The following is a 24,617-nucleotide window of genomic DNA, read 5'->3' as shown; positions in this document are numbered from 1 at the left end:
ATGAACTCTAATTGAGTTCTGTTCCACTCCTTTTATATTTATCACTATGCTTCATACTATAGTGAATTTGATTTTAAATTTATCTATATCGAAGTTTAAGCATTGCTTAATAGATGAGTTTATTTAAATTTATGTTTGACGTCTTTTAATTTTATTTAAAAATAGTATAATGCTTTAGTATCTATTTTTGTAAAATATGTATATTAGAATTCAATTTGACATAAATAAATTTAATAATTAAACGGAGAATGAAAGAGAGTGTTTTAAGTGATATATTTTGACAATGCTGCCACTACAAAGCCCCATAGAGACGTGCTCGATTCATTTATTAAAGTTAATGAAGCGGTATATTTTAATCCTAATAGTCCGCATAAGTGGGGGTTGCAAGCGGAAAAAGTGCTGCTACAGTCTAAGGAACGGATTAAAGCCATGTTACCCATTGGACAGAATACAGATGTTATATTCACAAGTGGAGCCACAGAATCTAACAATATAGCTTTAAAAGGGATAGCTTATAGAAAGAAACAGTTTGCTAATGAAATTATAACTTCTGTTCTAGAACATCCATCAGTTTTAGAAGTTATGAGACATTTAGAAGATGATGGTTTTAAATTAAAATATGTAAATATCACTTCAGATGGACGTATCGATTTAGAACATTTAGCGACGTTAATGAATGATAGAGTCGGGCTTGTTACTTGTATGTATGTCAATAATATTATGGGACAAATACAGCCTATAGATGAAATAGTGACATTATTAAAAGATTATCCTAAAGCCCATCTACATGTTGATGCCGTTCAAGCATTGGGAAAAATTCCATTACACCTTGAAGGGATTAATAGTGTAAGTTTCAGTGGTCATAAATTTAATGGACTTAAAGGTCAGGGATTACTATTAATTGATAATAAAGATAAATTAGAGCCCATTGTGCATGGTGGAGGCCAAGAATATGGTATACGAAGTGGAACGGTTAACTTACCTATGAACGTATCCTTAGTGAAAGCAATTGCTTTAGCACTAGATGATTTAAATGACCGTAACCATCGTATGCGTCATTTTAATAATGAGCTTCGTCAATTTTTCAAAAACTATAAAGGCGTTTATATTAATTCACCTGAAGATGGTGCGCCACAAATATTAAATGTTGCGTTCCCAGGGGTAAAAGGTGAAGTGTTAGTTAATGCATTTTCAAAATCTGATATTATGGTCTCAACGACAAGTGCTTGCTCATCTAAAAGAGGGAAATTAAATGAAGTATTAATGGCGATGGGAATCGCTGACAATAAAATAGAAGGTAGTATTAGATTATCATTTGGTGATTTGACTACAGAAGATGATATCAATCATTTTAAAGAAAAATTTGAAATAATATATACAGAAATTAAGGAGTTGTTAAAGTAAATGAAGTTCGATCACTTATTAGTTAGATATGGAGAATTAACTTTAAAAGGAACGAATCGCAAAAAGTTTGTTAATGCATTGAAAGATAATGTGAATAAATCATTACAAACGTTTGAGGGGACCCATGTAAAAGGAAAAAGGGATAGAATGTATATCTCTTTAACTGAAGAAGCGGATGCGCAAGAAGTCATTGATCGATTAACTAAAATTTTCGGTATTAAATCGGTAAGTCCAGTGCATAAAACATCACAAGAATTAGAAGATATTAAAAATTTATGTGTCGATTTAGCTCAGGATTTCAAAGCGGGAGATACATTTAAGATTGATGTTAAACGTGTAGATAAATCATTTCCATTAGATACGTATGCATTACAACGTGAACTTGGAGGCGCGATATTACAAGCTACGGAAGATATAACAGTAGATGTAAAACATCCAGATCATAATGTCAGAGTTGAAGTAAGAATGGATGGGGTTTATGTCTTTACGCAAGTATTTGAAGGTGCCGGTGGTTTGCCAGTTGGTACAGGTGGTAAAACGCTCTTAATGTTATCGGGTGGTATCGATTCACCCGTTGCTGGAATGGAAATTATGAAACGTGGTGTAAACATAGAGGCGATTCACTTCCATAGCCCACCTTTTACAAGTGAAAAGGCTAAAGATAAAGTGATTGAACTTACGCGTATTTTATCAGAGAGAGTGGGACCAATTAAATTGCATATTGTACCATTTACAGAACTACAGAAACAAATAAATAAAGTAGTTCATCCTAGATATACGATGACATCAACACGTCGAATGATGTTACGTGTAGCCGATATTGTATTAGAGAACGTTGGTGCACATGCGATTGTCAATGGTGAAAATTTAGGACAAGTTGCAAGTCAAACGCTAAAGAGTATGTATGCGATCAATGATGTCACATCTACTCCAATTTTGAGACCACTTGTTTCATTAGATAAAGAGGATATTATTAAAAAAGCACGTGAAATAGGTACATTTGATGTTTCCATTCAACCTTATGAAGATTGTTGCACAATCTTCACACCAAAAAATCCTGTGACTGAACCAGATTTTGATAAAGTAGTTAAATATGAAAGTGTATTTGACTTTGATGACATGGTTCAACGTGCGGCAGATAATATTGAAACCTTAACAATTAATAAAGATTATAAAAGCGAAAAAGACCAAAACACTGATGCATTAATGGATGAGTTATTTTAAAATAGAATAAACATACATTCAAATAAAGGGGAATTGCATCATGGAGATAACGTTAAATGTCATTTTAATTATTATTGCGTTTGGCTTCTTAGCTGCATTTATTGATGCTGTCGTAGGTGGGGGCGGCCTCATATCAATACCAGCACTATTAGCCATTGGAATGCCGCCTTCTCTAGCTTTAGGTACGAATAAACTTGCCAGTTCGTTTGGCTCACTTACAAGCGCAATCAAGTTTATACGGTCGGGTAAAGTTGATTTAAACATTGTACTCAAACTTTTTCCATTTGTGTTTATCTTTGCAGCTGGTGGTGCGAGTTTAGCTACATTGTTGCCTGCACAAGTTTTGAAGCCATTAGTGATTATCATATTAACACTTGTGCTTATTTATACAATATTCAAAAAAGATTGGGGAAATGTGCGCACCTTTTCAAAGCTGACAATTGGTAAAGCCATTATGTTTACATCTTTACTGTTACTAATTGGATTTTATGATGGTTTTTTAGGTGGGGGTACAGGTTCCTTTATGTTATTTGTGTTACTGATGTTTGGCTTTGATTTTTTGAGTGCAGCAGGTAACGCTAAAGTATTAAATTTTGCGTCCAATCTAGGTGCATTGGTTCTATTTATTATTTTGGGCCAAGTTGATTTTGTATATGGATTGATTATGGCAGCGAGTATGGTGATAGGTTCCTTTGTAGGTGCGCAATTTGCCATTAGTAAAGGTGTAGGATACGTCAAAATACTGTTTATCATTGTTACGGCGCTACTCATTTTGAAAAATACGTATGACTATATAATACAATTGTTACAACATTAACATGAATCAGTTCCAAATGATTGATTTCAGTTTTGTGACTGTCGTATGATAACAATATAATGAAAATACTATAGGAGGTCATTTCATCATGACACAAATTACTTTTAAAAATAATCCAATTCATTTAACTGGTTCTGAAGTTTCAGAAGGGCAACAAGCGCCTGACTTTAAAGTATTGGATAATGATTTAAATGAAGTTAGTTTAGAAAATTATAAAGGTCAAAAGAAATTAATCAGCGTAGTACCTTCTATTGATACTGGTGTGTGTGATCAACAAACACGTAAATTTAATGAAGAAGCTGCACAAGAAGATGGCGTTGTTCTAACAATTTCTGCCGATTTACCATTTGCTCAAAAGAGATGGTGTGCATCTAATGGTTTAGATAATGTGATTACGTTAAGTGACCACAAAGATTTATCATTCGGACAACAATACGGTGTTGTTATGGAAGAGTTAAGATTATTAGCGCGTTCAGTCTTCGTATTAGATAGTAATGATAAAGTGGTTTATAAAGAATTAGTAAGTGAAGGAACAGACTTCCCTAATTTTGATGCTGCATTAGAAGCATACCGTAACATTTAATATTAAATTTAGATAATAGATATAACGTAAAAGTGTCCATATTTATTTCAATAATGCTATCTAAAGCTAGCGTTGATTATTTTACAGAAATAAACCTGATGGACACTTTTTTATTGGAGAGGATTAGGTATATGAGTGAAGAACAAACAGTGATGGAGAAGCTTTTCAAAACATTAGATGAAAATGCTAAAGCTTTAAATGAGCAAAATGGTCAAAGTTTCATTGAAAATTTAGGACTTGCAATGGAGGATGTATATCGCAATAAACGTGAATTGTTAGAACAAGCAACGTTGCAAGACCGTAGAAAAGCATTTCAATTTGCTTATTTAAGTTTAATGCAAGAGGAATCAATCCAAGCAAATCATCAGATTACGCCTGATTCGATTGGATTAATTCTTGGCTTTTTAGTTCAGAAATTTACTGAGAATAAAAACGAATTACATGTTGTAGATATGGCTAGTGGAGCTGGTCATTTAAGTGCTTCTGTTAATGAGGTGCTTAAAGATACAACAGTGATGCATCATCTAATTGAAGTAGACCCTGTATTATCAAGAGTGAGTGTCCATCTTGCTAATTTCTTGGAGATTCCATTTGATGTTTACCCTCAAGATGCAATTATGCCATTACCATTAGAAGAAGCGGATATTGTGATTGGTGATTTACCGATTGGCTATTATCCTTTAGATGAGCGAAGCCATGAATTGCAATTAGGCTTTAAAGAGGGGCATAGCTACTCACATTATTTATTAATTGAACAAGCAGTCACTGCCTTAAAACAAACAGGTTTCGCATTTTTAGTCGTTCCAAGTAATTTATTTGAAGATGACAATGTAAAACAGTTAGAAAATTTCATTGCAACAGAGACAGAAATGCAAGCATTTTTAAATTTACCTAAGACGTTATTTAAAAATGAAAATGCGCGTAAATCCATATTGATCCTGCAAAAGAAAAAAGTGAATGAAACTAAGCCAGTTGAAGTATTATTAGCAAATATTCCTGATTTTAAAAATCCAAATCAATTCCAAGGATTTATTAGTGAATTGAATTCTTGGATGGAAGAAAATCATCCCAAAAAATAAACTGTGATATTCTTGAATTATGACTGTATTAATGGTTAAATAAATATGGATATTAATTAATAAATTGGAGGACAATATATATGTCTAGTTTAGTTTTAGCGATTAACGCTGGTAGTTCTTCTTTAAAATTCCAACTCATTAGAATGCCTGAAGAAACTATAGTAACAAAAGGTTTAGTAGAACGTATCGGTATTAAAGACTCAATTTTCACAATTGAAGTGAATGGTGAAAAAATTAAAAACGTTAAAGATATCAAAGACCATGAAGAAGCAATCAACATCATGCTAGATAGCTTCAAAGAACACGGTATCATTGATGATATTAACGATATTGCTGGTACTGGACATCGTGTCGTACACGGTGGTGAGTTATTCCCAACTTCTGCATTAGTTACTGACGAAGTTGAAGAAAAAATTGAGTCACTATGTGAATTAGCACCATTGCATAACCCAGCTAACTTAATGGGAATTCGTGCATTCAGAAAATTATTACCAAATATTCCACATGTCGTAGTGTTTGATACTTCATTCCATCAAACAATGCCAGAACAATCATATTTATATAGCTTACCTTATCAATATTATAAAGATTATGGCATCCGTAAATATGGTTTCCACGGCACAAGTCATAAATACGTGTCACAACGTGCAGCTGAAATCATGGGTAAACCAATTGAAGAATTACGTATCATCTCTTGCCATATTGGTAATGGTGCTTCAATCGCGGCCATTGATGGCGGCGAATCAATTGATACTTCAATGGGATTCACACCATTAGCAGGTGTAACAATGGGTACACGTTCAGGTAACATTGACCCTGCATTAATTCCATTCATTATGCACAAAACAGGTCAAAGTGCTGAAGAAGTGCTTAACGTATTAAACAAAGAATCAGGTTTATTAGGTATTTCAGGTACTTCAAGTGATTTACGTGACCTTGAAAGTGATGCTGAAGAAGGTAAAGAGCGTGCGCAATTAGCATTAGACGTATTCGCTTCTAGAATCCACAAATACATTGGCTCTTATGCAACAAGAATGCATGGTGTAGATGTAATTGTCTTCACAGCTGGTGTAGGTGAGAACTCTTCAACAGTACGTGCTAAAGTATTAGAAGGATTAGAATTCATGGGCATCTATTGGGATCCTAAGAAAAATGAAGCAATTCATGGTGAAGAAGGATTTATTAATTATCCACATTCTCCAGTTAAAGTTATTGTTATTCCAACAAATGAAGAGGTTATGATCGCTAGAGATACAGTTAAATATGGCGAATTATAATCGTTAGAAAGATAAAATCAAAAAGCACAAAAATGATTGTTGTTTTAAACATCATTTTTGTGCTTTTTTTATTATTATTATTAATTCGAATCATTGTTTAAAATGAGTATGAGCTTGCGAGAGTAATACCATCGACTTTCAACGGTTTAGCTGTATGATATGACACAGTAGTAATATTATTTTTAGGACTCCAAGAAAATTTTAAGAGAGACTAATGTTGTATTGGTAATAAATAAAAAATGGGATAGAGCATTAAACTCTATCCCATTCATGATTACATCAATTGTGCTTTAATCTTATGAATATTGTTGTCTAAATTCAGGTGTTGCAACTTCAGGTTGGAAATCTTCAGGAATTTCTTCTGTACGTACAACTAATACATCACATGGTGCATGACGAACGATAGCCTCTGATACAGATCCTACGATGAATCGTTCTACTGCGTTTAAGCCTGAAGTACCACACATAATTAAATCGGCACCTAATTCACTTGCTAATTTCTTAGGGATGATAGCTTTTGGAGAACCAAATTCTAATCGAGTTTCGACATTAGTTACGCCTGCGCGTGTTGCTACTTCTTGGTAACCTTTCAATAATTCTTCAGAGAAACTTTTAGATTTCTCAGTGAATTGTGCATCATATACTTCATAAGAAGAATATGTTCTTGAATCGATAATGTTCACTATAGTTAATTTAGCGTCATTACGTTTAGCTACGTCTACTGCTTTATTGAAAGCCCACTCAGCTTCGTGTGAACCATCAACTGCGATTAAAATGTTTTTGTATGTTAACATCTTAATAACCCCCTTAGCTTTTCTTACTTATATTTTACCACAAATTTCAGAATATTTATTCTTTATATTTTAACAATAATGTGTACTTTTTCTGATTGCGCTTTCATTGGTTTAGCGTTACGATAGTGATGGAGGTGGATGGAATGAAAATTGGTATTCCAAAAGAGATAAAAAATAACGAAAACAGAGTTGGTTTATCACCAAGTGGTGTACATGCATTAGTAGAACAAGGTCATACTGTACTTGTTGAGAAAGATGCTGGATTAGGTTCATTCTTTGAAGATAAAGACTACAAAGATGCAGGTGCTGAAATTGTATCTGAACAATCATCTGTATGGGATGTAGAAATGGTTATCAAAGTTAAAGAACCATTAGAAGAAGAGTATAAATATTTCAAAGAAGACTTAATCTTATTTACATACTTACATCTTGCTAATGAAGAAAAATTAACTCAAGCGTTAGTTGACAATAAAGTCGTAGGTATTGCCTATGAAACGGTTCAATTACCTGACCGTTCATTACCATTATTAACACCAATGAGTGAAGTTGCAGGACGTATGTCTGCACAAGTTGGATCACAATTCCTACAAAAATTTAACGGCGGAATGGGTATTTTACTTGCTGGTGTACCTGGGGTACCAAAAGGTAAAGTAACTATTATCGGTGGCGGTCAAGCTGGTACAAATGCAGCGAAAATCGCATTAGGTTTAGGTGCCAACGTTACTATTTTAGATGTTAATCCTAAACGTTTAGCTGAATTAGATGATTTATTTGATGGCCGTGTAAACACAATCATGTCTAACCCATTAAATATCGAAAATGCTGTTAAAGAAAGTGATTTAGTTATCGGTGCCGTATTAATTCCTGGTGCCAAAGCACCTAACTTGGTAACTGAAGATATGATTAAACAAATGAAAGACGGTTCAGTTATCGTTGACATTGCTATTGACCAAGGTGGTATTTTTGAAACGACTGACAAAATCACAACACATGATGATCCAACATATGTCAAACATGGTGTTGTTCACTATGCTGTTGCTAATATGCCAGGTGCAGTACCACGTACGTCTACAATTGCATTAAATAATGCAACATTACCATATGCGCAATTATTAGCAAGTAAAGGCTTCCGTGAAGCATTTAAAGCTAACCATGCGTTATCATTAGGTTTAAATACTTACAAAGGACATGTTACACACAAAGGTGTAGCTGAAGCCTTTGGTTTAGAATATACTTCTATCGAAGAAGCACTTAAAGAAGATTAATAAACGATTGTAATAAAAAAATCCAGTTGTTTATAGATTATCATAGTCTATAAGTACAACTGGATTTTTTAAATTTTATTTATCGTAATGTGTCAGGATTTCATAACCATCTTCAGTGACTAATATATCATCCTCTATACGAACGCCTGCAACATTCGGTACGTAAATTCCTGGTTCAATCGTAATAACCATTCCAGCTTCAAGTAAATTCGTATTGCTACTTGAAACATCTTGGTATTCATGTTCTTCTAAGCCAAGACCGTGGCCTAATCGATGTGGGAAATACTCACCATATCCAGCGTTACTGATGATATCTCTAGCAATTTGATCGATATCTTGTAAAGGTACGCCTGCTTTTATTGCTTTTATAGCGCTTGTTTCCGCTTCTAAAACAATTTTATAAATGGTTTGTGCTTCTTCAGAAGGGGTACCAAATTTAACTGTGCGTGTCATATCACTGCAATAGTGATTGTATATTACACCTAAATCAAATAATACATATTCATCATTAACTAATTTTCGGTCACCTGGTGTTCCATGAGGTGAAGCAGCGTGATCACCAAATAGTACCATTGTGTCAAAGCTCATTTCACTCACACCATATTTTTTGATTTCATTTTCAATGTGATTAACAACTTCTCGCTCTGTTACACCAACTTTTAAGAATGCTGTTCCGATTTCAATACACTTATCGGCTAGTTTGGCAGCTTCACGAATATTTTGGATTTCTGAATCATTTTTAATGTTACGTAAATCTTTGATTGTTTGATCGATATCACCATAGTGTTGTACGCCAAAATTCTGAGTTAATTCACGTTGACGTTTGACAGTTAAATGTTCGCTTTCAATTAATAATTTATTAAATGCGCGTGGTTCAATATCAAATGGATTCTCAGTGTCTAAATAACCAATAATTTTTCCATCAAACGAAGAACGTTTCACTTCTTCAACTTCCATCTTAGGACAATATAACGTTTGACTTCCATCTGAAGTAATTAAAAGAGCGAATAATCTCTCATGAGGTTCACTTCTATATCCAGTGAAGTAGAATACATTCAGTGGCGTTGTTATCCATGCCGCATCAGCTTTCGCTTGGTTTAATTGTTCAATTATTGTTTCGATTTTACTCATCTAATCATCTCCATAAAGTATTTAGTTTAATTTTACGTCTAATTGAGCGATAATTCAAAATGATTTAATAAAGTAATGGTTTATTTCCAGTTTATGTTATAAGTTTTTATAGCTAGGGTATAATACAATTAATCAAGCTATAGGAGGCTATAATTATGAAACTTTCTTTTCATGGTCAATCAACGATTTATTTTGAAGGTAATGGTAAAAAAGTAATTGTAGATCCATTTATTTCAGGTAATGACAAATGTGATTTAGATGAACAAACCTTAGATGTAGATTACATCATCTTAACGCATGGTCATGCTGATCACTTTGGGGATGTAGTAGAATTAGCAAATCGTAATCACGCAACTGTCATAGGCTCTGCTGAGTTACAAGGGTATTTAAGCACTTATTATGGTGTTGAAGATGTGCATGGCATGAATATTGGTGGGAAAGCAACATTTGATTTTGGTAGTGTAAAATACGTACAAGCTTTCCATAGTTCTAGCTTTACGCATGAAAATGGTATACCGGTATATTTAGGAATGCCTATGGGACTCATTTTAGAAGTAGAAGGTAAAACAATTTATCACATGGGTGATACAGGATTATTTAGTGATATGAAGTTAATCGCTGATAGACACCCAGTTGATGTTTGCTTTGTTCCGATTGGCGATAATTTTACAATGGGTATTGATGATGCGAGCTATGCCATCAATGAATTTGTAAAACCAAAAATCTCTGTTCCTGTACATTACAATACATTCCCTTTAATTGAACAAGATCCTCAGCAATTTAAAGATGCAGTTCATGAAGGTGAGGTACAAATATTAGAACCTGGTGATTCAGTTACTTTCTAATTTAATCGTAAATGGACTTATAAATTATTTCTTAATACAAATAAAAGAGGCTGGGACATAGTCATATGTCTCAGCCTCATTATCATTTTGGCAGTTGGTAACTGATTTGAAAATATACGTATATCAAGCTTTTTAAACCTAGCGCTACTTAATAGCCAGATCCCGGCGAAGAGAACGTCACTAAGAAATTCTACAAACAAAGCCAGGTGGGGAGGACAACGAATTTTTTATTTCTGTCCCGCTCCCTAGTAATTTAATTTTTATTTCAAACAGTTTACTAACTATTTTACAATTAATACAGGGATGGTAGCACGTTTGGCTACTTTGTGACTTACGCTTCCTAGTACGAATTTTTTCTGTGATTCAGCTTTACGGTTACTCAATACAACAATTTCGTATTTACCGCTATTTGCGTGTTTTACTAATTCATCTTTAGGGTTTCCACGTACAATGATTTGATCGTAATCAATGCCATAATCTTCTAAAGTAGTACGTGTTTTTTCTAATAATCGACTACGTTTCTCAGTCAATTCATTAATATGTGTACCAGCTTTAATTGATGCTTGGGCATCTTGCTCACCAATCGCATTTAAAATAGTTACTACAGTATCTGGACCTGCCAATTTTGATACTTCTTTTAACGCTTTTTCATTTTTTAATTGAGTATCTACACCTAATAAAATATTTTTATACATAGGTCATCCCTCCTCACATTCAATTATATATAAAATATTTTAATTTTACCAATGTATATAATTAAAATAATTAAATATTTAATTTACATAACTTGATTTAATATTTAATAAAAAATCAAACTCATTATGCTTATTTAAGACGGATGAATTTACATTTTGTAAATCGATTTTTTTGGCTTAAAAAGTTATAATAGATAAAACACTGTACATTATAAAGAGGTATTTCAATGACTAAACATGAACAAATCATAGCATACATAGAATCATTAAATGTTGGCCAAAAAATTTCTGTCAGGAAAGTTGCCAAAGTAATGAAAGTATCTGAGGGGACAGCATATAGAGCTATTAAAGATGCGGGTCAACTCGGATTAGTAACTACCATAGATAGAGTTGGTACAGTACGTATTGATAAAAAGAACCGAGAAGAAATTGAAAATTTAACGTTCAAAGAAATATTAAAAATAATTGATGGCGATGTCATTGGTGGTAAAAATGGATTATCGAAAAGTGTTTCTAAATTTGCGATTGGCGCTATGGAACTTAAAGATGTCGTTAAGTATTTAAGTCATCATACACTTTTAATTGTTGGGAATAGACCAGATGTTCAATTAGAAGCTTTAAAAAGAGGGAGTGGCGTACTGATTACAGGTGGTTTTAAAACCACTCAAAAGATTATTGATTATGCCAATAAACATGATTTACCAATCCTATCTTCAAATTATGATACATTTCTAGTAGCAAATATTATTAATAGAGCGATGTATAACCAAATGATTCGAAAAGAAATTCTAATCGTAGAAGATATCGTAAAGCCGATTAATGATATGACAGTTGTTTTTGATGAGATGGGAATAAAAGATTACAAATCACGTGCAAAAGTAACTGGACATTCAAGATTTCCTGTTGTAGATAAGGATTGGAGATTAGTTGGTATCGTTACGAGTAAAGAAGTTATTCAAATGAATGCCGATGATACGATTGCTAAGGTGATGACTAAACGTCCCATCAATGTGGAATTAAACACAACAGTAGCGAGTTGTGCACATATTATGATTTGGGAAGGTATTGAAATATTGCCAGTAACACAAAATAAAAAAGCGATAGGTGTCATTACGAGAGATGATGTTTTGAAAGCAATGCAACTAATAGGCAGACAACCTCAAATAGGTGAGACCATTAATGATCAGATAGCAAAACATATCACAATTGCCCAAAATGCTATTTCAGTGGAAGTATCTCCATTATTGACTAATCAGTACGGTACACTCAGTAAAGCCGTCTTCGTTGCAATTATTGAAGAGACAATTAAACACCAATTACGTAAATATAAAAAAGTCGATGTAATGATTGAAAGTTTAAACATTATTTATATTAAAACAGTGCCTATCGAAGCATCTATAAGCGTAGAATACGATATGCTTGATGTTGGACGTAATTTTGCTAAATTAGAAGTCACGATGTTAAGCGGTAATGATAAAGTAGCGAATGCAATGATTATTTGTCAGATGTTCGAAGATATGCAAAATAATTAATTTTAAAAGAAATATTTTTAAAAGGAGATTTTACAATGGTAGAAATTTTTAATGAGATTATGAACAAAATAAAAGAAGCGAATACAATTATTATTCATAGACACGTAAGACCCGATCCAGATGCTTACGGTTCTCAACTTGGATTGAAGTTATATCTTGAACGTAAGTTTCCTGAAAAAAATATATACGCAACTGGTGAAGGAGAGCCATCTTTATCATTTATAGGAGAGTTAGACACAGTCGAAGATAATGTATACAACGATGCACTAGTCATTGTCTGTGATACAGCTAATGCGCCTCGTATTGATGACCAAAGATACGGCAACGGACAAGCATTAATTAAAATTGATCATCATCCGGCAATCGATCAATATGGGGAAATCAATTATGTTAATACTGAAGCATCATCAACAAGTGAAATTATATTTGATTTTATTACTCATTTTAATGATCTTAGCATTATCAATGAACATGTCGCACGTGTATTATACCTAGGTATAGTGGGTGATACTGGACGTTTCTTATTCAGTAATACATCGACGCATACGATGGAAGTCGCTAGTCAATTATTAGCATTTCCATTTAATCATAATGCTGAGTTAAATAAGATGTCAGAAAAAAATCCTAAATTAATGCCGTTTCAAGGATATATTTTGCAGCATTTTGAGCTTTCAGAGTCCCATGAATATTGTCAAATTCGAATTACAAATGATGTATTAAAACAATTTAATATCCAACCCAATGAAGCATCTCAATTTGTAAATACTGTAGCAGATATTAGCGGTTTGAAAATATGGATGTTTGGTGTAGACGAAGGGGATCAAATTAGATGCCGCATTCGCTCAAAAGGGATTACTATTAATGATATCGCTAATCAATTTGGTGGTGGAGGACACCCTAATGCGTCAGGTGTATCTGTATACAGTTGGGACGAATTTGAAGACTTAGCGCAAGCATTACGCCAAAAATTATAAAATTTAGAAAGGAAGTCATCAATGGTTGCACACTTAAATCTTCATACAACCTACGATTTATTGAATTCTAGTTTAAGAATTAATGATGTAGTCAAAAAAGCACAACATAATCACTATGATTCGTTAGCAATTACTGACACTAATGTTTTATATGGCTTCCCTAAATTTTATGATGCTTGTATAAAAGCCAATATTAAACCAATTTTTGGAATGACCGCACACGTAACGGATGGTTTATATACAATAGAAACTGTGATTTTGGCGATGAATAATGATGGCCTAAAGTCACTGTACCAACTCTCTTCTGCAATAAAGATGAAACAAAAAGATGTCATCTCTATTGATTGGTTAAAACGTTATGCAAGCAATTTGGCAATTATTTTTAAACAAGCAGATCAATCACATTATGCCATTATTGATCATTTCAGTAATCACGACTATGTATATATTAATCATTCAAGTGATATAACTTTTTATAACCGATTAAAAATAGTTTGGCTTGAAAATGCGCGTTATTTGAATGAAGAAGATGTAGAAACCATACCTGCGCTTGAGGCAATTAAAAACAACACTAAATTGGATTTAGTTCATGAAACTGAAAGCATGGGAGAACATTTTCCGAATCAAAATGAGATAGCGTCATTAAATGTATCGACAGAAGTGTGGGATAATACACTCGAATTGGCCAATATGTGTAATGCCAATATAGAATATCATCAAAATTTACTACCTAAATTTGATGCGCCATCAGGTGATTCCTCTAAACAGTATTTATGGTCTCAATTACAATCGCGTTTACAGAAGTTTGGATTACATCAAGATGAACGTTATATCCAAAGGTTGAATCATGAATATCAGGTTATTACGGAAATGGGCTTTGAAGACTACTTCTTGATTGTAAGTGATTTAATTCATTATGCTAAAACACATGATGTAATGGTTGGACCTGGACGTGGTTCTTCAGCGGGATCTCTAGTAAGCTATTTGCTAGGTATCACAACCATCGATCCTATTAAATTCAACCTACTATTTGAGCGTTTTCTAAACCCAGAACGTGTGACAATGCCAGATATTGATATCGATTTTGAAGATACAAGAAGGGACAAGGTCATACAATATGTACAAGACAAATATGGACACCATCGTGTCTCAGGTATCGTAACTTTTGGTCATCTATTAGCTAGAGCAGTTGCAAGAGATGTGGGCCGTATTATTGGCTTTGATGATACGACATTAAATGAGATTTCTAAATTAATCCCTCATCAACTTGGAATAACATTAGACAAGGCGTATGAAGATGAGCGATTTAAACAGTTTGTACATAGAAATCATAGACATGAGAAATGGTTTGAATTAAGTAAAAAATTAGAAGGATTACCTAGACATACTTCTACGCATGCAGCAGGTATTATTATTAATGATCAACCATTATATGACTATGCACCGTTGACATTAGGGGACACGGGTTTACTAACGCAATGGACGATGACAGAAGCAGAGCGCATTGGTTTACTTAAAATTGACTTTTTAGGATTGAGAAATTTATCCATTATTCATCAAATTGTGACTCAAGTGAAAAAAGATTTAAACATCTCTATTGAGATTGAATCTATACCATTTGATGATGACGATGTGTTTAAGCTGTTGTCTAGAGGCGATACAACTGGTATTTTCCAACTTGAATCAGATGGCGTAAGAAAAGTTTTGAAAAGATTACAACCTGAGCATTTTGAAGATATCGTTGCAGTTACCTCGCTTTATCGACCAGGACCTATGGAAGAAATTCCAACATATATTTCACGAAGACATAACGAAAGTGAAATTAACTATTTACATCCTGATTTAGCTCCTATACTTAAAAATACGTATGGTGTTATCATCTATCAAGAACAAATTATGCAAATAGCAAGTAAGTTTGCGAGCTTTAGTTATGGTCAGGCAGATATATTACGCCGTGCAATGAGCAAAAAAAATAGAGCTGTCTTAGAAAGTGAAAGACAACACTTTATCGAAGGTGCGATGAAAAATAATTATGATAAAACAATAAGTAAACAAATCTTTGACTTAATACTTAAATTTGCTGACTATGGGTTCCCTAGAGCGCACGCAGTAAGCTATTCTAAAATTGCTTATATTATGGCATATTTAAAAGTACATTATCCTAATTATTTTTATGCAAATATCTTAAGTAATGTGGTTGGAAATGAAGCCAAAACCGCTGCTATCATTGACGAAGCTAAAAATCAACAATTAAAAATTTTACCACCTAATATTAATGAAAGTCATTGGTATTATAAGGCTACTCAATCCAATATTTATCTATCTTTAGGTGCCATTAAAGGTGTTGGTTATCAAAGCGTGAAATCAATTGTAGATGAAAGATATGAAAATGGTAAATATAAAGATTTCTTTGACTTTGCTAGACGCATACCGAATCGCATTAAAACTAAAAGATTACTTGAATCATTAATACTAGTAGGTGCTTTTGATTCATTTGGAAAAACACGTGCAACATTAGTAGGTGCCATTGATCAAGTGTTAGATGAAGTATCAGATGTAGAACAAAATAATTTATTGTTAGACATGTTAACACCAAAGCAATCTTACACTGACAAAGAAGAATTTAGTGATCAAATGATTAGTAATTATGAAATGGAATATCTAGGTTTTTATATCTCCAATCATCCAGTTGAAAAGCAATTCAAGCAAAAGCAATATTTAGGAATCTATACACTAGGTAATGTCCTAAATCACAAACCAATCTTAATTCAAGCGGATCAAATTAAACAGATAAGAACAAAAAATGGTCAAAATATGGCGTTTTTAGTTCTTAATGATGGCCGTCATGTTATGGATGCAGTTCTGTTTCCGGATAAATTCAAACGTTATGAAACACAATTAAACGAGAAGAAAATGTATATTGTGTGGGGGAAATTTGAGAAGAGAAACCAACAATTGCAACTCATTATAAATCAAATGGATTCAGTTGAGCATTTTGAATCAACTAAAATTAATGAAGCCACACAGATAGTTTTAAGAAACATTCAACACATAGAAGCTATAAAACAGCAACTTAATGCAAAACATAATGGCCAAATGATTCATGTTAATATATATAACGAACAGACTGGTAAACTTGATTATTTAGGAAGTTTGACTAAAACACCAGATACGATTACAAACTTTATTAAAGCGTTTAAACCGAGTGATATTAGAATTTTATAACTTTTATGTCTAAAAAAATTATGATATAGTAAACTGATGATTTATAAAATAAAGTCATCAGTTTATTTTATGTTAAAAATTTTTAAATAAAGCGTATATAAATTCATTATACTGATTAAATTGTCGGTATATTAGTAAATAAATAGGGGTTGATTTAATGTCTTTAAGAGATGATGCATTACAAATGCACAAAGAAAATCAAGGTAAGTTGGAAATAACACCTAATATTAAAGTTACTAATAAAGAAGAGTTAAGTTTAGCCTACTCACCAGGTGTAGCAGAGCCATGTAAAGAAATCCATGAAGATCCAAGAACGGTATACGATTACACAATTAAAAGAAATACCGTAGCGGTCGTTACTGATGGTACCGCGGTACTAGGTTTAGGTAATATAGGCGCATCAGCGAGTATTCCAGTTATGGAAGGTAAAGCTGTTCTATTTAAAAGTTTTGCCGGAATTAACGGTGTACCTATCGCTTTAGATACGAAAGACCCTGAAGAAATTATTAGAACTGTAAAATTAATTTCACCAAACTACGGCGGTATCAATTTAGAAGATATTTCAGCACCTAGATGTTTCGAAATAGAGGAGCGTCTTAAAAAAGAAACAAACATTCCAGTATTTCATGATGATCAACATGGTACAGCAATTGTGACGATGGCAGGTTTAATCAATGCGTTAAGAATTGTAGATAAAGACTTATCCGATATCAAAGTTGTGTTAAATGGTGCAGGTGCAGCAGGCATTGCAATAGTTAAATTGTTAGATTCTTATGGTGTTAGAAACATGATCATGTGCGATTCAAGAGGTGCCATTTTTGAAGGACGTTCGTATGGTATGAATGATACTAAAGATTATGTTGCTAAATTCACTAACAAAGATAAGATTGAAGGATCATTAAAAGATGTAATTAAAGGTGCTGATGTATTTATAGGTGTTTCAGTTGCCAACTTACTATCTAAAGACATGGTTAAATCAATGGCTGATGACGCAATTATATTTGCAATGGCTAACCCTGATCCAGAAATTAAACCAAATGATGCAAAAGAAGCGGGTGCTAAAGTTGTAGGTACAGGGCGCTCAGATTTCCCAAATCAGATTAATAATGTATTAGCATTCCCGGGTATTTTTAGAGGCGCCTTAGATACTGAATCAACACATATCAATGAAGATATGAAAAAAGCAGCAGTTGAAGCAATTGCGAATTTAATAGAAGCTGATGAACTTAACCCAGATTATTGTATTCCTGGGCCTTTCGATAAAAGAGTGGCACCTTCAGTTGCACGAGAAGTCGCTAAAGCGGCAATGGAAACTGGTGTAGCAAGAATAGAGGTTGATCCACAAGCGGTTTATGATAAAACAATGCAATTAACAGATTTGAAATAACCTAGAAGGGCAACGATTTTTATATAGAAACATAGACATGTATAATTGAGACATTATGATATAACGTATCCATAATGTCTCGCTCATATTTTATGTTCGATATTATTATTTCAGAATGTAAACAATTAATGTTGTATGGTTAGGTGGAGGTTTACGAATGTTTAAAGACTTTTTTAATCGCAGTAGTAAAAAGCGAAAATATTTAACAGTCCAAGACTCAAAACAAAATGAAGTACCAGCAGGCATTATGACAAAATGTCCTAAATGTAAAAAAATAATGTATACAAAAGAATTAAATGAAAATCTGAATGTATGCTTTAACTGTGATCATCATATTGCATTGCCTGCTTACAAAAGAATTGAAGCAATTACTGATGAGAATAGTTTCGTTGAATTCGATAAAGGTATGACATCAGCAAATCCATTAGACTTCCCTGGTTACCAAGAGAAAATTGAAAAAGATCAACAAAAAACAGATTTAAGTGAGGCTGTTGTGACTGGTACTGCCAAATTAGAGGGTATTGAATTTGGTGTTGCAGTTATGGATGCTAGATTTAGAATGGGAAGTATGGGGTCCGTTGTTGGTGAAAAAATATGTCGAATTATAGATTACGCTACAGAACATAGACTACCGTTTATTTTGTTTTCTGCAAGTGGTGGTGCAAGAATGCAAGAGGGGATTATTTCGTTAATGCAAATGGGTAAAACGAGTGTTTCCTTAAAACGACATTCAGATGCGGGATTACTTTATATTTCATGTTTAACGCATCCAACAACTGGTGGTGTTTCTGCAAGCTTTGCATCTGTTGGTGACATCAATTTAAGTGAGCCTAAAGCATTAATAGGATTTGCTGGTCGACGTGTCATTGAACAAACTATCAATGAGAAACTTCCAGATGATTTCCAAACTGCAGAGTTTCTACTTGAACATGGACAATTAGATAAAGTTGTTCATCGTAAAGAAATGAAAGATACACTTGCCCAGTTATTAAAAATGCACCAAGAGGTGAAAAAAGATGCTTGATTTTGAAAAACCACTTTTTGAAATAAAAAATAAAATTGAATCACTTAAACAATCTCAAGAAAAAAATGATGTCGATTTACAGGATGAAATTGATTTACTTGAGGCATCACTTGAAAGAGAAACTAAAAAAATATATACCAATCTCAAGCCATGGGATAGAGTACAAATTGCACGTCTTCAAGAAAGACCTACAACGTTAGATTATATCCCGTATATCTTTGATTCATTTATTGAATTACATGGTGACCGTAATTTTAGAAACGACCCTGCGATGATAGGTGGGATTGGCTATTTGAATGGAACACCTGTCACAGTAATAGGCCAACAACGAGGTAAAGATACTAAGGATAATATTTACCGTAACTTTGGGATGGCTCATCCTGAGGGATATCGTAAAGCCTTAAGATTAATGAAACAAGCTGAGAAATTTAATAGACCTATCTTCACATTTATAGATACTAAAGGTGCCTATCCAGGTAAAGCTGCTGAAGAGCGAGGTCAAAGTGAATCTATTGCTAGAAATTTAGTAGAGATGGCTTCATTAAAAGTACCTGTTATAGCAATTGTTATCGGTGAAGGTGGTAGTGGTGGCGCACTCGGCATTGGTATTGCAAATAGAATTATGATGCTTGAAAATAGTACTTATTCTGTTATTTCTCCAGAAGGGGCCGCAGCACTATTATGGAAAGATAGTTCATTAGCTAAAATGGCTGCCGAAACGATGAAAATCACTGCAAAAGATTTATATCATTTAAAAGTGATAGACAACGTTATTGATGAACCATTAGGTGGTGCACATAATAATGTAGAGCAACAAGCGGTTGAAATTAAAAAGGCCTTCATTAATCAATTAGAACAATTACAATCATTAAGTAGTGATGAACTCGTTGAAAACAGATTTACGAAATTTAGAAATATTGGTTCTTTTATTGAAAATTAATAAAGGAATTAATGACTATAATAACTTTCAAATTTAAATATCATTTGCATCAATTCACTGAGCAATGAAAGCATTTATATAACCTATAATGTTCTTGTCATTCCTAAGCGGGTGGGACAAAAAATTCGTATAGAATTTTGTCCCACCTTTTTTTCTGTATCATTAGAAATTTTCTTTATAAAACGTTTACATCAATTTTATACACCTATATTGATGGAACACTAAAAAAAATTGTGGTAATTTATTATTAAAGAGAAATCTAGTTAGGAAAGGGAATGTCGTCATGAAGAAAATTGCGGTTTTAACTAGTGGTGGAGATTCACCAGGCATGAATGCTGCTGTAAGAGCAGTTGTACGTAAGGCGATTTATAACAACATTGAAGTTTATGGAATTTATCAAGGTTATCAAGGATTGCTAGATGATAATATTCATAAATTAGAATTGGGTTCAGTAGGGGATACAATTCAACGTGGAGGTACTTTCCTTTACTCTGCAAGATGTCCTCAATTCAAAGAGGCAAGTGTAAGACAAAAAGGTATAGAGAATTTACACAAACGTGGTATTGAAGGGCTCGTAGTAGTTGGAGGAGACGGTAGTTACCGAGGTGCCCAACGTATTAGTGAAGAAACTAAAGATATTAAGACGATTGGTATCCCAGGTACAATTGATAATGATATTAATGGTACAGACTTCACAATTGGATTTGACACAGCATTAAATACGATTATTGATAGTGTCGATAAGATCAGAGATACTGCTTCAAGTCATGCAAGAACATTTGTTGTTGAAGTTATGGGTCGTGATTGCGGTGATTTAGCACTTTGGGCTGGATTATCAGTAGGTGCTGAAACAATATTAGTTCCAGAAGCGAATACAGACATTAAAGATATCGCTGAAAAGATAGAAAGTGGTATCAAGCGTGGTAAGAAACACTCAATCGTGATGGTAGCTGAAGGAAGTATGAGTGGTCAAGAATGTGCGGATCAATTGATGAAATATATTAATGTTGATGCACGTGTATCTGTATTAGGTCACATTCAACGTGGCGGTAGCCCATCTGGTGCTGATAGAGTACTAGCATCACGTTTAGGTGGTTATGCTGTTGATCTATTAATGCAAGGTCGTTCTGGACAAGGTGTTGGTATCATGAATAATAAATTGACTGCAACACCATTTGATGAAATCTTCAATGGCAACGACCATAAATTTAATACAGATATTTATGAATTAGCGAAAGAGTTATCTATTTAATTTAGGAGGCTTTTTAAAATGAGAAAGACTAAAATTGTATGTACAATTGGACCTGCATCAGAGTCTGAAGAAATGTTAGAAAAATTAATGAAAGCTGGTATGAACGTAGCGCGTTTGAACTTCTCTCATGGTAGTCATGAAGAACATAAAGCACGTATTGATACGATTCGTAAAGTAGCAGATAGATTAGGTAAAACAATCGGTATCTTATTAGATACAAAAGGACCTGAAATTCGTACTCATGACATGAAAGATGGCTTAATTATGCTTGAAAAAGGCAAAGAAGTAATCGTAAGTATGTCACAAGTTGAAGGTACACCTGAAAAATTCTCAGTAACTTATGAAGACTTAATTAATGATGTGCAAGTAGGGTCATACATCTTACTTGATGATGGTTTAGTTGAATTACAAGTTAAAGACATCGATAAAACTAAAGGCGAAGTTAAATGTGATATCTTAAACACTGGTGAATTAAAAAATAAAAAAGGTGTTAACTTACCTGGCGTAAAAGTTAATTTACCTGGTATTACTGATAAAGATGCTGACGATATCTTATTTGGTATCAAAGAAGATGTTGATTATATCGCAGCAAGCTTTGTACGTCGTCCTAGTGATGTTTTAGACATTCGTGAAATTTTAGAAAGAGAAAATAATCATAACATTACTATTTTCCCTAAAATTGAAAACCAAGAAGGTATTGATAATATCGAAGAAATATTAGAAGTATCTGACGGTTTAATGGTAGCTCGTGGTGATATGGGTGTTGAAATACCACCTGAATCAGTACCAATCGTACAAAAAGATTTAATTAGAAAATGTAATAAATTAGGTAAACCAGTTATTACTGCAACACAAATGTTAGATTCAATGCAACGTAATCCACGTGCAACTAGAGCAGAAGCAAGTGACGTTGCCAATGCGATCTATGATGGTACTGACGCTGTGATGCTTTCAGGTGAAACTGCTGCAGGTTTATATCCTGAAGAAGCTGTTAAAACAATGAGAAATATTGCTGTTTCTGCTGAAGCTGCTCAAGATTATAAAAAATTATTATCAGACCGTACTAAATTAGTAGAAACTTCATTAGTTAACGCTATTGGTGTATCAGTTGCACATACTGCATTAAACTTAAATGTAAAAGCAATTGTTGCGGCAACTGAAAGTGGTTCTACAGCTGTAACAATTTCAAAATATCGTCCTCATTCAGATATTATTGCAGTGACACCAAGTGAACATACTGCGCGTCAATTAGCTTTAGTTTGGGGTGCATATCCTGTCATTAAAAAAGGACGTAAAACTACGGATGACTTATTAAATAATGCAGTTGCAACTGCAGTTGAAACTGGTCGCGTTACAAATGGTGACTTAATCATTATCACTGCTGGTGTACCTACTGGTGAAAAAGGTACAACTAACATGATGAAATTACATTTAGTTGGCGATGAAATTGCTAAAGGGCAAGGTGTAGGTCGTGGATCTGTTGTTGGTAAAACAGTAGTTGCAAACAGTGCAAACGATTTAGAAGGTGTAGATTTAAGTGAGTCAATTATTGTAACAAACTCTGTAGATGAAACACTAGTACCTTACATTGAACAAGCGGTTGGCTTAATCACAGAAGAAAATGGTATCACTTCACCAAGTGCAATTATTGGTCTTGAAAAAGGTATTCCAACGATTATTGGTGTTGAAAATGCGACTAAAGAATTAAAAGATGGTATCTTAGTAACCGTCGATGCAGCTCAAGGTAAAATCTTTGAAGGCTATGCAAATGTTCTTTAATCTTTGATGATAAAAGCACAATTGCGTAGTGTATGAGACGCTTAAAGAGTCATTATGATTAGCTAAAGTGTACAATATAAAATGTATTATTTATGCTACATTGCTAAACCACAGTAGTTGACTAGAATTGGAATATTTTTGTGAAAGAAGTTTTTCAACATTTTAGTCTTCGATACGGGAGTGAGACAGTGAACACTGTGCCACTCCCGTTCTGTTTTTGCATAGAAGTTTATGGAACTTAGAAAACTTCATTTTGAATATGTTTATTTTTTATGGTAATATAGCATGGATAAAATTTGAGATACTAATATAAGAAGGTTTAATAATTATGAAAGAAAATTTTTGGAGTGAATTACCACGTCCTTTTTTTATTTTGGCACCAATGGAGGATGTAACTGATATTGTTTTTCGTCACGTTGTAAGTGAAGCAGCAAGACCTGATGTTTTTTTCACTGAATTCACTAACACTGAAAGTTTTTGTCATCCAGAAGGTATCCATAGTGTACGTGGAAGGTTGACTTTTAGTGAAGATGAACAGCCAATGGTAGCCCATATATGGGGAGATAAGCCAGAACAATTTAGAGAGATGAGCTTTGGTTTAGCGGACATGGGATTTAAAGGTATAGATTTAAATATGGGATGTCCTGTTGCTAATGTGGCTAAGAAAGGAAAGGGGTCTGGTTTAATACTAAGACCAGAAACTGCGGCAGCAATTATTCAAGCAACAAAAGCAGGAGGCTTACCAGTAAGTGTAAAAACACGTCTAGGATATTACGATATCGATGAGTGGAGAGATTGGTTAAAGCATGTCTTTGAACAAGACATTGCAAACTTATCAATCCATCTCAGAACGCGTAAAGAAATGAGTAAAGTAGATGCTCATTGGGAATTAATTGAAGCGATTAAAGAGTTAAGAGATGAGATTGCCCCAAATACGTTACTAACGATTAATGGTGACATTCCTGATAGACAAACTGGACTAGAACTTGCGACCAAATACGGGGTAGATGGCGTTATGATTGGTAGAGGGATTTTTAATAATCCTTTTGCTTTTGAAAAAGAACCTCGTGAACACTCAAGTAAAGAATTATTAGATCTATTTAGATTGCATTTAACATTGTTTGAAAAATATAGTAATGATGAAAGCCAACAATTCAAAAGTTTACGAAGATTTTTCAAGATTTACGTAAAAGGTATCAAAGGTGCTAGCCAATTACGTCATCAATTAATGAGTACAGAGTCTGTTGATGAAGCACGTGCGCTATTGGATGAATTCGAAGCTAATATTAAAGAAACAATAGATTGATATTCGAACCGACATAGACACTATCTCAACAGCAGTGATAACAATAAAAGGCCAGCAGATGAATTGATAACAATTCATCTACTG

Annotated in this window: 20 protein-coding genes; 17 read left to right on the top strand and 3 right to left on the bottom strand. The window is 33.6% G+C overall.

The features are described 5' to 3' along the window. The first annotated feature begins 267 nt into the window (after nt 1-267). From KA909_RS05925 to KA909_RS05900, 6 genes are all read left to right on the top strand, one after another. Nucleotides 268-1,404, top strand: coding sequence for a cysteine desulfurase family protein (locus KA909_RS05925; RefSeq protein WP_193839229.1), 1,137 nt, complete (start codon nt 268-270; stop codon nt 1,402-1,404). After that, nucleotides 1,405-2,628, top strand: a complete 1,224-nt coding sequence (gene thiI, locus KA909_RS05920) for a tRNA uracil 4-sulfurtransferase ThiI (RefSeq protein ID WP_193839230.1) — start codon at nt 1,405-1,407, stop codon at nt 2,626-2,628. Nucleotides 2,629-2,668: 40 nt separating this feature from the next. After that, entirely contained in the window at nt 2,669-3,445 is a 777-nt protein-coding gene (locus tag KA909_RS05915) for a sulfite exporter TauE/SafE family protein (protein ID WP_053029627.1), read from the top strand. An 88-nt stretch (nt 3,446-3,533) separates the two neighbouring features. After that, complete coding sequence (gene tpx, locus KA909_RS05910) at nt 3,534-4,028, top strand: thiol peroxidase (RefSeq protein ID WP_053029626.1); 495 nt, start codon at nt 3,534-3,536, stop codon at nt 4,026-4,028. Nucleotides 4,029-4,159: 131 nt separating this feature from the next. Next, nucleotides 4,160-5,107: a class I SAM-dependent methyltransferase gene (locus KA909_RS05905; protein ID WP_193839231.1), complete on the top strand. Its 948-nt coding sequence runs from the start codon at nt 4,160-4,162 to the stop codon at nt 5,105-5,107. An 80-nt stretch (nt 5,108-5,187) separates the two neighbouring features. Continuing rightward, nucleotides 5,188-6,384 (top strand): acetate kinase, encoded by a 1,197-nt coding sequence (locus tag KA909_RS05900; RefSeq protein ID WP_193839232.1) that lies wholly within the window; start codon nt 5,188-5,190, stop codon nt 6,382-6,384. A gap of 296 nt (nt 6,385-6,680) precedes the next feature. Here KA909_RS05900 and KA909_RS05895 read toward each other — a convergent pair whose 3' ends face one another. Further along, on the bottom strand, nt 6,681-7,178 hold the full coding sequence (locus KA909_RS05895) for a universal stress protein (RefSeq protein WP_053029623.1): 498 nt from the start codon (nt 7,176-7,178) through the stop codon (nt 6,681-6,683). 143 nt (nt 7,179-7,321) lie between these two features. Here KA909_RS05895 and ald point away from each other — a divergent pair, with 143 nt between their 5' ends. Beyond that, complete coding sequence (ald, locus tag KA909_RS05890; protein ID WP_053029622.1) at nt 7,322-8,443, top strand: alanine dehydrogenase; 1,122 nt, start codon at nt 7,322-7,324, stop codon at nt 8,441-8,443. Nucleotides 8,444-8,518: 75 nt separating this feature from the next. On the opposite strand, the gene KA909_RS05885 is transcribed toward ald, so the two are convergent. After that, a complete protein-coding gene (locus tag KA909_RS05885; protein WP_193839233.1) occupies nt 8,519-9,574 on the bottom strand; it encodes a M24 family metallopeptidase in 1,056 nt (351 codons plus the stop codon). Between the two features lie 155 nt (nt 9,575-9,729). Between KA909_RS05885 and KA909_RS05880 the strand changes: the two genes are divergently transcribed. Next, nucleotides 9,730-10,419, top strand: a complete 690-nt coding sequence (locus KA909_RS05880) for a metal-dependent hydrolase (RefSeq protein ID WP_075108964.1) — start codon at nt 9,730-9,732, stop codon at nt 10,417-10,419. A 281-nt stretch (nt 10,420-10,700) separates the two neighbouring features. Here the strand turns inward: KA909_RS05880 and KA909_RS05875 are convergent, their stop codons facing one another. Continuing rightward, a complete protein-coding gene (locus tag KA909_RS05875; protein WP_053029619.1) occupies nt 10,701-11,114 on the bottom strand; it encodes a universal stress protein in 414 nt (137 codons plus the stop codon). Nucleotides 11,115-11,341: 227 nt separating this feature from the next. Here KA909_RS05875 and KA909_RS05870 point away from each other — a divergent pair, with 227 nt between their 5' ends. The 9 genes from KA909_RS05870 to KA909_RS05830 all read left to right on the top strand — a co-directional run bounded on the left by KA909_RS05870 (nt 11,342) and on the right by KA909_RS05830 (nt 24,533). Continuing rightward, nucleotides 11,342-12,646, top strand: coding sequence for a DRTGG domain-containing protein (locus KA909_RS05870; RefSeq protein WP_075108963.1), 1,305 nt, complete (start codon nt 11,342-11,344; stop codon nt 12,644-12,646). Nucleotides 12,647-12,681: 35 nt separating this feature from the next. Continuing rightward, nucleotides 12,682-13,620, top strand: a complete 939-nt coding sequence (locus tag KA909_RS05865) for a DHH family phosphoesterase (protein ID WP_210130041.1) — start codon at nt 12,682-12,684, stop codon at nt 13,618-13,620. A gap of 21 nt (nt 13,621-13,641) precedes the next feature. Continuing rightward, entirely contained in the window at nt 13,642-16,845 is a 3,204-nt protein-coding gene (locus KA909_RS05860) for a DNA polymerase III subunit alpha (protein WP_193839235.1), read from the top strand. 157 nt (nt 16,846-17,002) lie between these two features. Continuing rightward, nucleotides 17,003-18,232, top strand: coding sequence for an NADP-dependent malic enzyme (ystJ, locus tag KA909_RS05855; RefSeq protein ID WP_193839236.1), 1,230 nt, complete (start codon nt 17,003-17,005; stop codon nt 18,230-18,232). 157 nt (nt 18,233-18,389) lie between these two features. After that, on the top strand, nt 18,390-19,256 hold the full coding sequence (gene accD, locus KA909_RS05850) for an acetyl-CoA carboxylase, carboxyltransferase subunit beta (RefSeq protein WP_210130040.1): 867 nt from the start codon (nt 18,390-18,392) through the stop codon (nt 19,254-19,256). Further along, the gene (locus KA909_RS05845) at nt 19,249-20,196 is read left to right on the top strand and encodes an acetyl-CoA carboxylase carboxyltransferase subunit alpha (protein WP_193839237.1); all 948 of its coding nucleotides are present in this window, start codon (nt 19,249-19,251) and stop codon (nt 20,194-20,196) included. Before accD ends, KA909_RS05845 begins: the two co-directional genes overlap by 8 nt. A 283-nt stretch (nt 20,197-20,479) precedes the next feature. After that, entirely contained in the window at nt 20,480-21,448 is a 969-nt protein-coding gene (gene pfkA, locus KA909_RS05840) for a 6-phosphofructokinase (RefSeq protein WP_053029612.1), read from the top strand. Nucleotides 21,449-21,466: 18 nt separating this feature from the next. Further along, nucleotides 21,467-23,227, top strand: a complete 1,761-nt coding sequence (gene pyk / locus KA909_RS05835; protein WP_075108957.1) for a pyruvate kinase — start codon at nt 21,467-21,469, stop codon at nt 23,225-23,227. Nucleotides 23,228-23,555: 328 nt separating this feature from the next. Beyond that, entirely contained in the window at nt 23,556-24,533 is a 978-nt protein-coding gene (locus KA909_RS05830; RefSeq protein ID WP_075108956.1) for a tRNA dihydrouridine synthase, read from the top strand. The last annotated feature ends 84 nt before the right edge of the window (nt 24,534-24,617 follow it).

The sequence above is a fragment of the Staphylococcus sp. GDX8P54P genome (assembly GCF_017893165.1).
In the GTDB taxonomy this organism is placed as follows: domain Bacteria; phylum Bacillota; class Bacilli; order Staphylococcales; family Staphylococcaceae; genus Staphylococcus; species Staphylococcus borealis.
This window is presented reverse-complemented; position numbering and strand designations above follow the sequence as displayed.